Genomic DNA, 13773 nt, shown 5'->3' on the forward strand with positions numbered 1-13773 from the left:
CTTATCTTAGCAAGACATCCGGGCCCCTGTTATAGGCGGCCTCTGACATCCCCTTTTCTGGACAGGACATGTGTGCATCCCATCCGCCTGTTTCAATCCCTAGCGGGGTATTAGGCCGCCATCATCGCGCTTCGGCGGGGTGGAGGCAAGCGCGCGTTGGGGTGATTTCGCCCCAATTCCACGCGCGGCGTCACGGGGCACCGCATGGGCGCCCCGTAATTGATCCCGTAAATGATCAGGCGTCGGCCTGTTCCAGTGTCGGATAATCGGTAAAGCCTTCGCGCCCGCCCCCGTAGTAGGTATCGGTATCGCCCTCGTTCAGCGGCCCGTTCATCTGCCAACGACGCGGCAGATCGGGATTGGCGATGAAGGGGCGGCCCACGGCGATCAGATCGGCCTTGTCATTGCCCACGGCCTCAATCGCCATCTCACGGTCATAGCCGTTGTTGGCCATATAGGGCCCCTCAAAGAGCGCGCGCAGGGCGGCGATGCTTTCGCCTTCGTCCAGCTCACGCGAGCCGCCCGTCGCGCCTTCGACGAGGTGCAGATAAGAGAGGTTGTAACGGTTCAGGCCTTTGACGACATATTCAAACGTTTCTTGCGGGTTGGCGTCTTCGATCCCATTGGCGGGCGAGAAGGGCGAGAGCCGCAGCCCCACACGCTCACCACCCCAGACCTTTGTCACAGCATCCAGCACTTCGAACAGCAACCGCGCGCGGTTTTCCACACTGCCGCCATAGGCGTCATCGCGTTTGTTGCTGCCGGTTTTCAGGAATTGATCCAGCAGATAGCCATTGGCCCCATGCACTTCGACCCCGTCGAAACCGGCTTTTTTGGCCATTTCGGCGGCATGGGCGTAGTCCGCGACCAGACGCGGCATCTCATCCATATCCAGCGCGCGCGGCTCTGAAGTATCCTCAAACCCGTTGGCGGTAAAGGTTTTTACCCCCGCCGCGATGGCCGAGGGTGCGACAGGCTTGCCGCCCTCAGGCTGCAGGGAGGTATGGCTGATCCGGCCCACGTGCCACAGTTGGATCACGATGCGCCCACCTTCGGAATGCACCGCATCGGTCACTTTGCGCCATGCGGCGACTTGGCCTTCGGTATGGATGCCGGGGGTTTGGAAGTACCCTTTGCCCTCGGGGCTGATCTGGGTGGCTTCGGTGATGATGATGCCCGCTCCCGCGCGCTGGCGGTAATACTCGACATGCATGTCCGAGACTTCGCCAGTCTCGTTATCTGCACGGTTGCGGGTCAGCGGGGCCATCACCAGACGGTTGTCGGCCACAATCTCACCGGCGGTGAAGGGGGTAAATAGCTTCTCGGTCATATTCGGGCCTTTCCTTGCAATAGACTGTGCAAGGGCACCTAAGACCCTGCCGCAATGCAGCAAGGACCGTCAGCACAATTTCGCGTGAGAATACGCCGCCGCCCTGCCCTTAGAGCGGGTCGATATCGCCCTGCTCGCGCCCTGCGTGGAAGTCGGCCTGCCACTGGGTAAAGCGGCCCGCCGCGATGGCCTCGCGCATGCCCGCCATGATGTCTTGGTAGTATTGCAGGTTGTGCCATGTCAGCAGCATCGACGAGATGATCTCTTGGCTGCGGAAAACATGGTGCAGATAGGCGCGTGAGTAGTTTTGGCAGGCCGGACAGCTGCAATTTTCATCGAGAGGGCGCGGATCGTCCATGTGCCGCGCGTTCTTGATGTTGAGCACGCCCATCCGGGTGAACACCTGCCCCGTCCGGCCCGACCGGCTGGGCAACACGCAGTCCATCATATCAATGCCCCGCGCCACGGCGCCCACGATATCGTCAGGCTTGCCCACGCCCATCAGGTAACGCGGTTTGTCTTCGGGCAGCATGTCGGTGGCGAAATCAAGAGTAGAGAACATCGCCTGCTGCCCCTCGCCCACGGCCAGACCGCCGACGGCATAGCCGTCAAAACCGATCTCGCGCAGCGCCTCGGCGCTCTCTTGGCGAAAGTCTTGCTCAAGCCCGCCCTGCTGGATGCCGAAAAGCATGTGACCGGGCCGATCTCCAAAAGCCTCCCGGCTGCGCTTGGCCCAGCGCATCGACAGGCGCATGCTTTCGGCAATGCGGTCGCGGTCGGCGGGCAGCGCGGGGCATTCGTCGAAACACATGACGATGTCGGAGCCAAGCAGTTCCTGAATCTCCATTGAACGTTCCGGCGTGATTTCATGTTTTGAGCCGTCGATATGGCTTTTGAAGGTCACGCCACGCTCGGTCAGCTTGCGCAGCCCGGCAAGGCTCATCACTTGAAAGCCGCCACTGTCCGTCAGGATCGGCCTGTCCCAGTTCATGAATTTATGCAGCCCGCCCAAGGCGGCCACACGTTCCGCCGTGGGGCGCAGCATCAGATGGTAGGTGTTGCCCAGCAGGATATCAGCGCCCGTCGATGCCACGCTTTCGGGCATCATTGCCTTGACCGTCGCCGCCGTGCCCACGGGCATGAAGGCGGGCGTGCGGATGTCGCCGCGCGGGGTCTGAATCACGCCGCTGCGTGCCTTGCCGTCCTGCGCATGTTTGGTGAATCCGGTGCTGGTCATACTCTGGCCCTCTCTGGCTGCGACTGGCGCGATAAACCAGTGGCGAGAAACATGCAATAAAGGTAAAATAGCGAGGATTGCGTAAAAATGATATCATTCAAAGGATTACGGCCTTGCCCCTCGAAGACATCCTGATCGGCCTTTTGGAGAATAACCTCGCTTGGCTTTTGCTGGCCTTGTTGGTCGTGATCCTGATCCTGAAATCGGTCAAGATCGTCCCGCAATCCGAACAGCATGTGATTGAACGCTTTGGCCGTCTGCGCGCGGTCTTGGGCCCGGGGATCAACATGATCGTGCCGTTTATCGATCATGTGGCGCATAAAATCTCGATCCTAGAGCGGCAGTTGCCTACCGCCAGCCAAGACGCCATCACCCGCGACAACGTGCTGGTGCAGGTCGATACCTCGGTGTTTTACCGCATCACCGAGCCGGAAAAGACCGTTTACCGCATCCGCAACGTGGACAGCGCAATCTCAACCACCGTGGCGGGGATCGTCCGCGCCGAGATCGGCAAGATGGACCTCGACGAGGTGCAAGCCAACCGCAGCCAGTTGATCACCACGATAAAAGCCAGCGTCGAAGATGCCGTGGACAGTTGGGGCATCGAAGTGACCCGAGCCGAAATTCTGGACGTGAACCTAGATGCCGCCACCCGCGCCGCCATGATGCAACAGCTCAACGCCGAACGCGCCCGCCGCGCACAAGTGACAGAGGCCGAGGGCAAGAAACGCGCCGTGGAACTGGCCGCCGAGGCCGAGCTTTATGCTTCTGAGCAGACCGCCAAGGCGCGGCGCATTCTGGCCGATGCCGAAGCCTATGCCACCCAAGTCGTCGCCGCGGCGATCAACGAAAACGGGCTCGACGCCGCGCACTACCAAATCGCGCTGAAACAGGTCGATGCGCTGAATGCCATGGGCAAGGGCGCGGGCAGTCAGACCATCCTTGTCCCCGCGCAGGCGTTAGAGGCCTTTGGCGATGCTTTCAAACTGCTCAGAGGGAAAGGCTGATGGCGGCTTGGCTGGCACTCTGGTGGGTCTGGGTCTGCGTGGCCTTGGCACTTGGGGTGATTGAGCTTTTGCTGCCCGGTTCGATCTTCCTTGGCTTCGCGCTCGGCGCGCTTGGCATGGCAGTGGTGGTTGCGTTTTGGGCACCGGCCAATGTGGCCTTGATGCTGGCGATCTTTGCGGTTCTGTCGCTCATCGCTTGGCTGGTTCTGCGGGCGGTTTTCAAACGGCAGTCCAGCGGCGCGCGGATCGTCACCCGTGACATCAACGAAAACTAAACGCCCGCAAATGGCATGAACAAGCGTGGCGCAGCCTTGAATTGCCCGAACCCCCGCTACATTGCCCTATCCATGCAGCGGCTTGCCCTACTCCCACGCGCTTTCGCGTCTGTAATTCCTCGTTTTCTGGGGGCCTTTGTGCTGGCGCTGGCAATGCTCGGTGCCGCCGCCTCCGGACAGGCGCAAGAGGCATGGTTTGAAACGACCGAGCTGAACCCCGGCCTGCCGCCCCCGCCCGAGACACTGGACCGGGGCACGCCGATGGCCGCGCTGGAAAGCTTTATTTACCTGACGGACAATGGCCACTACTCCGACGCGGCGCATATCCTTGACTTGTCGGACCTGCCCCAAGCCGATCAGGCCGTCATCGGGACTGAACGCGCCTTTCAGCTTTCGGTCTTGATGGAGCGCAAGGTCGTCGTGCCATGGCGCAAACTGGCGGACCGGCCCGACGGTTGGCTCTCTGGCTCGGCCGAGGATAACGACACCGGGCGCGTGCGCCGCTCGCTGCTGATCGACCGGTTAGAGCTGGGCGGCCATGATGTGCCTTTGCGGCTCAACCGGATCAAACCCGGAGAGGACGCCGAGCCCGTCTGGGTCTTCTCGCGCCAGAGCATCGACAACATTCCCCATCTTCACGCGCAATACGGGCCGACGGAGCTTGAGACGATGCTGCCCGACTGGCTGCGCATCCGCGCCTTTTGGGGCATGTATCTTTGGGAAGTGCTGTTTTTGCCCCTGCTCTTGGTGGGGGCGCTGATGGCTGGCTGGTTCGCCTTTGGCATCATGCGCCGTCTGGGCGAAGTGGCCAAACGGCGCTGGATGCGCTTTATGTTGCGGTCTTTCCGCTGGCCTGCCGCCATCGTGCTTTGCGCCACGATCATCGGCACGGCCACCAGCCGCGTGCTGGTGGTATCCGGCTTCATCGACGCGGTGCTCAGTCCGATCTTGCTGATCGCCTATGTGACCGCAGGCACCCTCGCCATCGTCTTTACCTTTGACGAGATTTTCGACCGGATCAGCCCCAACAACGCCTATGAGCTTGCCGACCCGATGAACACGCATATGCGGTCCATTGCCACCACAATCGCCGCTGCCCGCAAAGGGGTGATCGTGATCGCGGTGCTGGTGGCCTCTGGCGTGATCTTGGTCTCAAGCAATGCGGACAACACTCTTGGCCTGTCGCTGCTGGCCTCTGCCGGTGCGGTGACCATCGTACTGGGTTTCGCTGCGCGTGAAGTTCTGGGCAATATCCTTGCCTCCATCCAGATCGCGCTGAACCGTTCCGCCCGGATTGGCGACCAGCTGATCTTTGAGGGGCATTTTTGCACGGTAGAGCGGATCCACTTCACCTACGTGCAACTTTTGAACTGGAACGGTACCCGTCTGATCGTTCCGGTCAGCTATTTCGTCTCTGATGCGTTTGAGAATTGGTCGATCGAGGACCACGCCATGGTACGCCCCATCATCCTGACCCTGTCACAGAATGCCGATGTGGCGGCGCTGCGCCGGGTGTTCTTTAATCTTTTGGCCCAAGAAGACCCCAATGACGTCAAACCGATGGACAAGGCCAAGGTCCATGTGCTTGAGCAAGACGCATTCGGCATCAAAGTTCGCTTTGAACTGCCCACCGACAATGCGGCGACCTTTTGGGACATCGAATGCCGGGTGCGCGAAGAACTCCTCGCCGCCGCGGCGCGGATGGAGAAAGAAGACGACGTCCGCATGTTGCCCCCCGCCCCCGCGGATATGGGCAAACCGTAACACAGCATCGCTTGAAGCGATCCCTGCCGCAGGTTAGGCAGGCAGACCAATCACCCAAGGAGCAGGCAATGGATAAACTGACATTCGGCTGGGAAGAATGGGTGGCCCTGCCCGATCTTGGCCTTCCCGCGATCAAGGCCAAGGTTGACACCGGCGCGCGCACCTCAGCGCTGCATGCCCACGATATTGAGGTTTTCGGCCCCGCCTCCAAGCCCAAGGTCCGTTTTAACGTGCATCCGATCTCGGGGCGCGATGATATTTCCATCACCTGCTCTGCGCCGCTCATTGACCGGCGCGAGGTCACCTCCTCCAACGGCGAATCCGAGCATCGTTTCGTGATCGCGACCACGATTGAAGTGAACGGCCAAAGCTGGCCCATCGACGTGACCCTGACCAACCGGGCAAGCATGACCAGCCGCATGTTGCTGGGCCGTCAGGCGCTAACCGAGCACATCAACATCTCGGCGACAGAGCGGCGTTTGCAGCCGGACCTGAACTATGACGTTTACCACACAGCCAGCCTGCGCCATACAGCACCACAGCGTGCCCTGCGCATCGCGGTGCTCAGCCGCGAAGACAATTACTCGACCCGCCGTTTGGTCGAGGTCGGCGAAGCCCGTGGCCATGTGGTTGAGGTGATCGATACCACGCGCTGCTATATGGCGATCAACCAGCTGGCCCCCGAGGTGCATTACGACGGCAAGCGCCTGCCCCGCTATGACGCCGTGATCCCGCGCATCGGCGCGTCAATCACCCCCTATGGCACCGCCGTGATCCGTCAGTTTGAGACGATTGGCACCTATTGCGTCAACGGCTCTGCCGGGATCACCGCCAGCCGCGACAAACTGCACGCGCATCAGGTTTTGGCGGCGAAAAAGATCGGCATGCCGACCACCGCTTTTGCTGCATCGCCCAAGGACACTTCAAACCTGATGGCTTTGGTGGGCACCGCACCGCTGATCGTAAAGCTGCTGGAATCGACCCAAGGCAAGGGCGTCGTACTGGCCGAAACCAAAAAGGCTGCCGAGAGTGTGATCGACGCCTTCCGGGGTCTGCGCGCCAACTTTCTCGTGCAGGATTTCGTCAAGGAAGCCGCCGGCGAAGATATCCGCTGCCTCGTGGTGGCGGGCAAGGTTGTCGCCTCCATGAAACGTACCGGGGCGGAGGGCGACTTCCGCTCGAACCTGCACCGGGGCGGTTCGGCCAAGGTGGTACGGATCTCGAAAGAGGAACGCGACACTGCCGTGCGCGCCGCGCGGGCCTTTGGCCTTGGCATCGCCGGGGTCGACCTGCTGCGTTCGGAAAGCGGCCCAAAGGTGCTTGAGGTCAACTCCTCCCCCGGGTTCGAAGGGATCGAAAACGCCACCAAGAAAGACATCGTCGGTAAGGTCTATGATGAGATCGAAGCCCGTGTGAAGCCGCAACCTGCGCGGCGTCGCAAAGGGGGCTGACCGGGGCGGCCCCTCGCCCTCAGGGCGTCGGGCCACTTTACGCCCCGCCCCGCAATCCCTATATAAAACGTCGAGAATGATGCGAGGCAAGAGATGACCGAACAGACCCAACCGCTCGAAGGGACACCGCTGATTGCGCCCTCTTCCACCGATCACCCGCTTTATGAGCAGGTCGTCGAGGCTTGTCGCACGGTCTATGATCCTGAAATCCCGGTCAATATCTACGAACTGGGGTTGATCTATACCATCGACATCAATGATGAAAATGAAGTCGACATCAAGATGTCACTGACCGCTCCGGGCTGCCCCGTCGCAGGTGAGATGCCGGGCTGGGTTGCGGATGCTGTCGAACCGCTCGCTGGCGTCAAGCAGGTCGAAGTGGCACTGGTTTGGGAACCGCCTTGGGGCATGGACATGATGTCTGATGAAGCCCGGCTTGAACTGGGCTTCATGTAAGCCCAGTTTCGCAGAGCGAACAATAAACGCCGTCGATGCAGGTCATCGGCGGCGTTTTTCTTTGGCCGCGTCGTGCCGAATGGGGGCGCGCCGGATTGTTCATTCGACTGACATGATCCGGTCGTGAAACCGTTACACAGCCCCCCCATAGAAGCGCCAAGAACTTCATTCACGAACGGATAACATTATGCGAACCCTTGTTTCTCTCGCCGCTCTGGCCCTCGCGCCCGGCATGGCGTTGGCCGAAGCTCATTCTGCAGCGACACCGGTCGAATACGGCCCCCGCCCCGCCTATCTGGTGGATAAGCTGCCCGAGGGCGACCTGAAGGACAAGCTGGCCTCTTGCATGGGTCAAGACGCCGCCAAGTCCGATTTCTCCATCGGGCACCGGGGCGCGCCGCTGATGTTTCCCGAACACACCGTGCAATCCAATGTCGCCGCCGCGCGGATGGGCGCGGGCATTCTGGAATGCGACGTGACCTTTACCGCCGATCATGAATTGGTCTGCCGCCACGCGCAGAACGATCTGCACACCACTACGAACATCCTCGTCTCTGATCTGGCCGAGAAATGCACCACCGGCTTCACCGCCGCGTCGGGCGACACGCCAGCCAGCGCCGAATGCCGCACCTCTGACATCACGCTGGCAGAGTTCCGCACCCTGACGCCCAAGATGGACAGTGCCGACAAGACCGCCACCACCGCCGAAGACTATCAGGGCGGCGTCGCGAACTTCCGCACCGAACTTTACAGCGACAAAGCCGATCTGATGACCCATGCGGAATCGATCGACCTGTTCAAATCCTTGGGCGCCAAATTCACGCCCGAGCTGAAATCCCCCTCTGTCGAGATGCCCCATGACGGTTTCTCTCAGGAAGACTATGCGCAGAAACTGGTTGATGAATATGTCGCTGCGGGCATCCCGGCCTCTGACGTTTGGCCGCAGTCCTTCAACCTTGACGATGTACTCTACTGGGTTGAGAACACGCCCGAATTCGGCAAACAGGCAGTTTATCTGGTACAATGGTCCGACGGTTTCGATGAGCAAAACGCCGAGACATGGGCCGAGGATTTCGCCGATCTGAAAGCCAAGGGCGTCAACAACCTCGCCCCATCGCTCAACATGATGCTGACCAACAAAGAGGGCGAAATTGCTGGCTCAGATTACGCCATGGCCGCGAAAGAAGCAGGCCTGACCCTGATCGCTTGGACGCTGGAGCGTTCCGGCCCGCTGGCCTCCGGTGGCGGTTGGTATTTCCAGTCGGTCAACGATGTTGTGAAAGACGACAGCGACTATCTGGTGGCGCTGGATGTGCTGGCCCAAGACGTGGGCGTGGCCGGTGTCTTCTCCGATTGGCCCGCAACCGTGACCTATTACGCGAACTGCATGGGCCTCTGATCCGCGCCGCGCGTTGGATCACCCTCAGGGCCGCCCCATCTCGGGCGGCCCTTTTCGTTGGCCGGGCTTGCATGGATTTCGCCTTCCTGCGACATTGCGGGAAACAAGGGGCAAGCCATGGAAACTTGGGCAATTTTTACCGGAGATATCGTGAAATCCTCCGCGATGGGCCGGGCGGAGTTGGATGCTGTTTTCGCACGTCTCGAAGACGCCGCCGAGGCCCTGACGACATGGCAAGGCCAGTCCAGCCGCATGACCCGCTTTCGCGGTGACGGCTGGCAAATGGCTGTAGCGCCAAAGTTCACCCTCCGCGCGGCCCTCGTTCTACGCGCCGCCGTGCGCCGCTGCGGCAAGACCGCAGACACCCGTTTTGGCATCGGAATAGGCGAGGCGCATTTCGCAGGCGACGACCTCGCTCGTGCCGATGGGGCGGCGCTGGTTCGTTCCGGTCACGCCCTCGACGCCATGCCCCGCGCGCGGCGCATGCATGCCCCGGATGCCACCCTCGCGTTGCGTGCAGCCCTCCCCCTCGCCGACCGGATCGCAACCGGTTGGACCAAGCGCCAAGCCGATGTCGCCTATTACATGCTGGCCCCTGAGCCGCCCGTGCAAGCGGAGCTCGCGCAGCGGTTTGGCCTGACGCAGCAGAGTGTTCAGGGCCACGTAGACGCGGCGGGGATAGATGAATTGCGAGAGGTTTGCGACGTGGTAGAGGAACAAAAAACAACCCAATAAAGCTGTTATCAACTATTACAGCCAAATATGCCTGTACACCCTCTTGAGAAAGAGCCTTGCCACAGCCCGCTGCGGCTTTTCAAATAACAACCACCCCCAACAGCCGGACCCCTTATGACCGAACAGGCCATCGCCACCGCCCTCGCTTGCCTGCTCGCCCATCTGTTGGCGGATTTCGTGTTTCAGACCAACGCGATGGTCGCCGCCAAACGCAAACCCCACATACTTCTGCTGCACGGTGTCATCGTCTTTGCCGCGACTGCGCTGGCCCTCGGGGGCAGCCTCCTCCCAGTTGGCCTTCTCGCCCTCGCCCATGTCGGGATTGATGCGATCAAAACCTACGCCGTTCCAGAGCAGCACCGCGAGCGGCTCTGGCCCTACCTCACCGATCAAGCGGCCCATCTTGCGACCATCGCGGTCTTCACCCTTTATACTCCAGAGGCTTTTGCCATTGGTCTCTGGGCTGCTCACAGCACAACGCTCATTCCGCCTGCCTTCTTCCTTGCGGGGCTGATCACCGCCACCCTTGCAGGCGGGCCTGCGGTGGGCGGCTTGATGTTGCCCCACAAAGCGCAAGCTCAGCCCGACGGCTTGGAGAACGCAGGCAGGGTCATTGGTCTGCTGGAACGCGCGCTTATCTTTCTGATGGTCATGATCGACGAGCCTACGGGCATCGGATTTCTCATCGCGGCAAAGTCGATCCTGCGCTTTGACACGGTGAAAAAGAACCAGAAAATAAGCGAATACGTCATCATCGGGACGCTGGCCTCTTTCGGTTGGGCGCTCATCGTGGCCTTTGCTACGCTGGCGGCAATGAATTCCCTTTGACGGCTTGAGATCACCGCCCCGCATCCCTATCTTGGCCGCATAGGAGAATTTGACATGTTTGGCATTCCCGGCAAGCAAGCCGTCACCATGACCCCCAAAGCCGCTGGCCAGATTGCAAAACTGATGCAATCGGCGGGCCACGCAGGGCTGCGCATTGGCGTCAAGAAAGGCGGCTGTGCGGGCATGGAATACACCATGGATTACGTCGAAGCGACTGACCCCAACGATGAGGTCGTCGAACAGGACGGCGCGCGGGTGATGATCGCCCCGATGGCGCAGATGTTCCTCTTTGGCACCGAAATCGACTATGAGACAACGCTGCTCGAGTCCGGTTTCAAGTTCCGCAATCCCAATGTGACCGAAGCCTGCGGCTGCGGCGAATCCATCAAGTTCGACGAGAGCTTGGGCGCGAAGTAAGCGCGCCCGTCAGGCCCACGGCCTTGACGAAAGGCTGCGGGCCTGCGAACTGATCTAGCAATATCAACAGATCAGGACGGATACGATGCGCCCCAAAATCGCCGCCGGCAACTGGAAGATGAACGGCACCGCCGCCTCTTTGGCAGAGCTTCACAGCCTTGCCACCGGCCTGCCCGAAAACCCGCCGCAGGTCGTGATCTGCCCACCCAGCACATTGTTGTTCCGCGCCACCGATGCGACCCATGGCAGCCCGATTCAAATCGGCGCGCAGGATTGCCATACCGAAGGTGCAGGTGCCTATACCGGTGACATCTCCGCCACGATGGTCGCCGACAGCGGCGCCACCCATGTGATCCTCGGCCATTCTGAGCGCCGCGACGCCCACCGGGAAACCGACGCCGACGTGCAGGCCAAGACCTGTGCCGCCTGGGCCGCTGGTCTCACCGCCATCGTCTGCATTGGCGAGAGCGAGGCCGAGCGGGACGCTGATCAAACGCTCGACGTCATCGGCGGGCAACTCGACGGCTCCCTCCCCGATGCGGTTGATGCGGAAAATACCGTGATCGCCTATGAGCCGATCTGGGCCATCGGCACCGGTAAAGTGCCCAGCATCGCACAGATCAAAGAAGTACATGACTTCATCCGCACGCGCTTGATCGATCGTTTCGGTGCAGAGATCGGCGATGCGCTTCCCCTGCTCTACGGCGGCTCGGTCAAGGCCGCTAATGCTGTCGAGATTTTCGCGGTGGAAAACGTCGACGGCGCGCTTGTGGGTGGGGCCAGCCTCAAGGCCGAAGACTTCGCGCCCATCGTGGCAGCGCTCGCGCAGTCCTAAAACAACCGGGGCGGGCAGTGGTGCCCCGCCCCGCGTTCTTAAAGCGGTAGCATCGTCGTCGACTTGATCTCTTCCATCGACAAAAGCGCCGTAACGTTGTGCACCTTCACCTCTGAGATCAGCGCCTGATAGAACACGTCATAGGCCCGCGCGTTCTTGACCCGCACCTTCAAAATATAGTCGATATCCCCTGCCAAACGGTGCGCTTCCTGCACCTCGGGCCGGTCTTTCAATGCCTGCAAAAACGCCGCCTGCCACGCCGCCTCATGCTCTGACGTGCGGATCAGAACGAAAAAACACGCCTCGAACCCAAGTGCCTCTGAATCAAGCACAACCGTCTGCTGGCCAATCACCCCGGCCTCGCGCAATTTGCGGATCCGATTCCACACAGGCGTCTTCGAAGAGCCTACTTCGCGAGCGATATCGTCCAGCGATTGGCTCGCATCCCGTTGCAGCTGCGCCAAAATCTTCCGGTCGGTCTCATCAATTCGGACAGTCATTCTCTTCTCTCTCGTCCCGGCAGGACGTTCATACTCAACCTACGGCCATAGCGAACACATGTTCTTATCTGCGCCAGCAACTAGCCAATTATCGGGAATATTTCCTATATAAGAGGTCACGTCAAACAGAATACAGGGCGCATCATGGATCACTTTCCCATCTTCCTCGCCACGAGCGAGCAAAAGATCCTCCTTTCCGGCGGCGGCGAAGCGGCGCTGGCCAAGTTGCGCCTGCTGATGAAGACCAAAGCTGCGCTGCATATCTTTGCGCCCGACCCCGCGCCAGAGCTTGTCGAATGGCAGGCGGCGGGCAAGCTGACCCTGCACCGCCGCGCCCTCACTGCCACCGACCTGCCCGGTGCACTATTGTTCTACGCAGCCGATGAAGATGACGCGCTGGATGCCGAAAACGCGGCCCTTGCCCGTGCCGCTGGCGTGCTGGTCAACATCGTCGACAATCTGCATGATAGCCAGTTCATCACCCCCGCCATCGTCGACCGTGACCCGGTGACCGTGGCCATCGGCACCGAAGGCGCCGCCCCGGTGCTGGCCCGCGCCATCAAAGCCGACTTGGAAGAGCGTCTGCCCGTCACCCTTGGCCCGCTCGCGCGGATCGGCAAAGGCTTTCGCAAGCTGGCCGACGCCCTGCCCATGGGCCGCGCGCGTCGCGACTTCTGGCGTGAGTATTACTTCTCCACTGGCCCCCGCGCCATGGCCGAAGGCAAGGACACCGTGCGCCCGGCGTTGAAAGACCTGTTGCAGACCCACCTCGCCCGCGAAGCCCGCGACGGCCATGTGGCTTTCGTTGGCGGCGGCCCCGGCGATCCGGAACTGCTGACCCTCAAAGCTCGCCGCGCGCTGGACGAAGCTGATGTGGTGATCTACGACCGTCTGATCAGCCCCGAAATCCTCGAACTCGCCCGCCGCGAAGCGCTGATGATCGACGTGGGCAAAGAGGGCTTTGGCCCCTCCACTGCCCAAGATCACATCAACGCCCTGCTGGTCGAACACGCCCAGAGCGGCGCACAGGTGGTACGGCTGAAATCCGGCGATGCCACCGTCTTTGGCCGCCTTGACGAAGAGATCGACGCGGTCGACGCCCATGACATCGGCTGGCACATCGTGCCCGGCATCACCGCCGCCTCTGCCGCTGTGGCGGGCATCGGTCAAAGCCTGACCAAACGCGGCCGCAATGCCTCGGTCCGTTTCCTGACCGGGCACGACATGAAAGGTTTCGCCGATCACGACTGGGCCGCCCTTGCGCGCCCGAATGAAGTCGCCGCGATCTACATGGGCAAGAAATCCGCCCGCTTTGTCCAAGGCCGCCTGCTGATGCACGGCGCCGACCGCGCCACGCCCGTGACTGTGATCGAAAACGCCTCGCGCGCCGATCAGCGGGTGCTGTCCACCACGCTCAACGATCTGCCGCGCGATCTGGCCGATGCCGAAATGACCGGCCCCGCGCTCACCTTCTACGGCCTCGCCCCGCGCGCCGCCGTCCAAGCTGCCACCCAAACCCCGCTAGAGGAGCTGGCCTGA

14 protein-coding genes are annotated in these 13773 nt (G+C 61.2%); 11 read left to right on the forward strand and 3 right to left on the reverse strand.

Going from position 1 to position 13773, the window contains the following annotated elements; all coding sequences use genetic code 11:
• Window positions 1-235 precede the first annotated feature (235 nt).
• Window positions 236-1330, reverse strand: coding sequence for an alkene reductase (locus tag B5M07_RS10680; RefSeq protein WP_120351288.1), 1095 nt, complete (start codon window positions 1328-1330; stop codon window positions 236-238).
• Window positions 1331-1439: 109 nt separating this feature from the next.
• Entirely contained in the window at window positions 1440-2567 is a 1128-nt protein-coding gene (gene tgt / locus B5M07_RS10685) for a tRNA guanosine(34) transglycosylase Tgt (protein ID WP_120351289.1), read from the reverse strand.
• A gap of 113 nt (window positions 2568-2680) precedes the next feature.
• Between tgt and B5M07_RS10690 the strand changes: the two genes are divergently transcribed.
• The 10 genes from B5M07_RS10690 to tpiA all read left to right on the forward strand — a co-directional run bounded on the left by B5M07_RS10690 (window position 2681) and on the right by tpiA (window position 11734).
• A complete protein-coding gene (locus tag B5M07_RS10690) occupies window positions 2681-3574 on the forward strand; it encodes an SPFH domain-containing protein (RefSeq protein WP_120351290.1) in 894 nt (297 codons plus the stop codon).
• Window positions 3574-3849 (forward strand): NfeD family protein, encoded by a 276-nt coding sequence (locus B5M07_RS10695; protein WP_120351291.1) that lies wholly within the window; start codon window positions 3574-3576, stop codon window positions 3847-3849. The genes B5M07_RS10690 and B5M07_RS10695 overlap by 1 nt, the downstream gene beginning before the upstream one ends.
• 72 nt (window positions 3850-3921) lie before the next feature.
• Window positions 3922-5613 carry a mechanosensitive ion channel family protein gene (locus tag B5M07_RS10700; RefSeq protein ID WP_162931845.1) on the forward strand — a complete coding sequence of 564 codons (1692 nt, stop codon included), beginning with the start codon at window positions 3922-3924 and terminating at the stop codon, window positions 5611-5613.
• A 68-nt stretch (window positions 5614-5681) separates the two neighbouring features.
• Window positions 5682-7064: a 30S ribosomal protein S6--L-glutamate ligase gene (gene rimK, locus B5M07_RS10705; RefSeq protein ID WP_067626183.1), complete on the forward strand. Its 1383-nt coding sequence runs from the start codon at window positions 5682-5684 to the stop codon at window positions 7062-7064.
• A gap of 93 nt (window positions 7065-7157) precedes the next feature.
• A complete protein-coding gene (locus B5M07_RS10710) occupies window positions 7158-7520 on the forward strand; it encodes an SUF system Fe-S cluster assembly protein (RefSeq protein WP_120351293.1) in 363 nt (120 codons plus the stop codon).
• A 187-nt stretch (window positions 7521-7707) separates the two neighbouring features.
• The gene (locus B5M07_RS10715) at window positions 7708-8919 is read left to right on the forward strand and encodes a glycerophosphodiester phosphodiesterase family protein (protein WP_120351294.1); all 1212 of its coding nucleotides are present in this window, start codon (window positions 7708-7710) and stop codon (window positions 8917-8919) included.
• A 117-nt stretch (window positions 8920-9036) separates the two neighbouring features.
• Window positions 9037-9654, forward strand: a complete 618-nt coding sequence (locus B5M07_RS10720; RefSeq protein WP_120351295.1) for a hypothetical protein — start codon at window positions 9037-9039, stop codon at window positions 9652-9654.
• A 114-nt stretch (window positions 9655-9768) separates the two neighbouring features.
• Window positions 9769-10482, forward strand: coding sequence for a DUF3307 domain-containing protein (locus tag B5M07_RS10725; protein WP_120351296.1), 714 nt, complete (start codon window positions 9769-9771; stop codon window positions 10480-10482).
• Window positions 10483-10536: 54 nt separating this feature from the next.
• Window positions 10537-10899: a HesB/IscA family protein gene (locus B5M07_RS10730; RefSeq protein ID WP_120351297.1), complete on the forward strand. Its 363-nt coding sequence runs from the start codon at window positions 10537-10539 to the stop codon at window positions 10897-10899.
• An 85-nt stretch (window positions 10900-10984) separates the two neighbouring features.
• Window positions 10985-11734: a triose-phosphate isomerase gene (tpiA, locus tag B5M07_RS10735; RefSeq protein ID WP_120351298.1), complete on the forward strand. Its 750-nt coding sequence runs from the start codon at window positions 10985-10987 to the stop codon at window positions 11732-11734.
• 38 nt (window positions 11735-11772) lie between these two features.
• Here the strand turns inward: tpiA and B5M07_RS10740 are convergent, their stop codons facing one another.
• Window positions 11773-12234 (reverse strand): Lrp/AsnC family transcriptional regulator, encoded by a 462-nt coding sequence (locus B5M07_RS10740; protein WP_067265010.1) that lies wholly within the window; start codon window positions 12232-12234, stop codon window positions 11773-11775.
• 144 nt (window positions 12235-12378) lie between these two features.
• Between B5M07_RS10740 and cysG the strand changes: the two genes are divergently transcribed.
• Window positions 12379-13773, forward strand: a complete 1395-nt coding sequence (gene cysG / locus B5M07_RS10745) for a siroheme synthase CysG (RefSeq protein WP_120351299.1) — start codon at window positions 12379-12381, stop codon at window positions 13771-13773.

Source organism: Sulfitobacter sp. D7, from assembly GCF_003611275.1.
Classification (GTDB): domain Bacteria; phylum Pseudomonadota; class Alphaproteobacteria; order Rhodobacterales; family Rhodobacteraceae; genus Sulfitobacter; species Sulfitobacter profundi.

What these genes read in the sequence shown, in the direction of transcription:
- B5M07_RS10680 (WP_120351288.1), bottom strand. Translation starts at nt 1,330, where the DNA reads ATGACCGAGAAGCTATTTACCCCCTTCACCGCCGGTGAGATTGTGGCC.
- tgt (WP_120351289.1), bottom strand. Translation starts at nt 2,567, where the DNA reads ATGACCAGCACCGGATTCACCAAACATGCGCAGGACGGCAAGGCACGC.
- B5M07_RS10695 (WP_120351291.1), top strand. Translation starts at nt 3,574, where the DNA reads ATGGCGGCTTGGCTGGCACTCTGGTGGGTCTGGGTCTGCGTGGCCTTG.
- B5M07_RS10700 (WP_162931845.1), top strand. Translation starts at nt 3,922, where the DNA reads ATGCAGCGGCTTGCCCTACTCCCACGCGCTTTCGCGTCTGTAATTCCT.
- rimK (WP_067626183.1), top strand. Translation starts at nt 5,682, where the DNA reads ATGGATAAACTGACATTCGGCTGGGAAGAATGGGTGGCCCTGCCCGAT.
- B5M07_RS10710 (WP_120351293.1), top strand. Translation starts at nt 7,158, where the DNA reads ATGACCGAACAGACCCAACCGCTCGAAGGGACACCGCTGATTGCGCCC.
- B5M07_RS10715 (WP_120351294.1), top strand. Translation starts at nt 7,708, where the DNA reads ATGCGAACCCTTGTTTCTCTCGCCGCTCTGGCCCTCGCGCCCGGCATG.
- B5M07_RS10720 (WP_120351295.1), top strand. Translation starts at nt 9,037, where the DNA reads ATGGAAACTTGGGCAATTTTTACCGGAGATATCGTGAAATCCTCCGCG.
- B5M07_RS10725 (WP_120351296.1), top strand. Translation starts at nt 9,769, where the DNA reads ATGACCGAACAGGCCATCGCCACCGCCCTCGCTTGCCTGCTCGCCCAT.
- B5M07_RS10730 (WP_120351297.1), top strand. Translation starts at nt 10,537, where the DNA reads ATGTTTGGCATTCCCGGCAAGCAAGCCGTCACCATGACCCCCAAAGCC.
- tpiA (WP_120351298.1), top strand. Translation starts at nt 10,985, where the DNA reads ATGCGCCCCAAAATCGCCGCCGGCAACTGGAAGATGAACGGCACCGCC.
- B5M07_RS10740 (WP_067265010.1), bottom strand. Translation starts at nt 12,234, where the DNA reads ATGACTGTCCGAATTGATGAGACCGACCGGAAGATTTTGGCGCAGCTG.
- cysG (WP_120351299.1), top strand. Translation starts at nt 12,379, where the DNA reads ATGGATCACTTTCCCATCTTCCTCGCCACGAGCGAGCAAAAGATCCTC.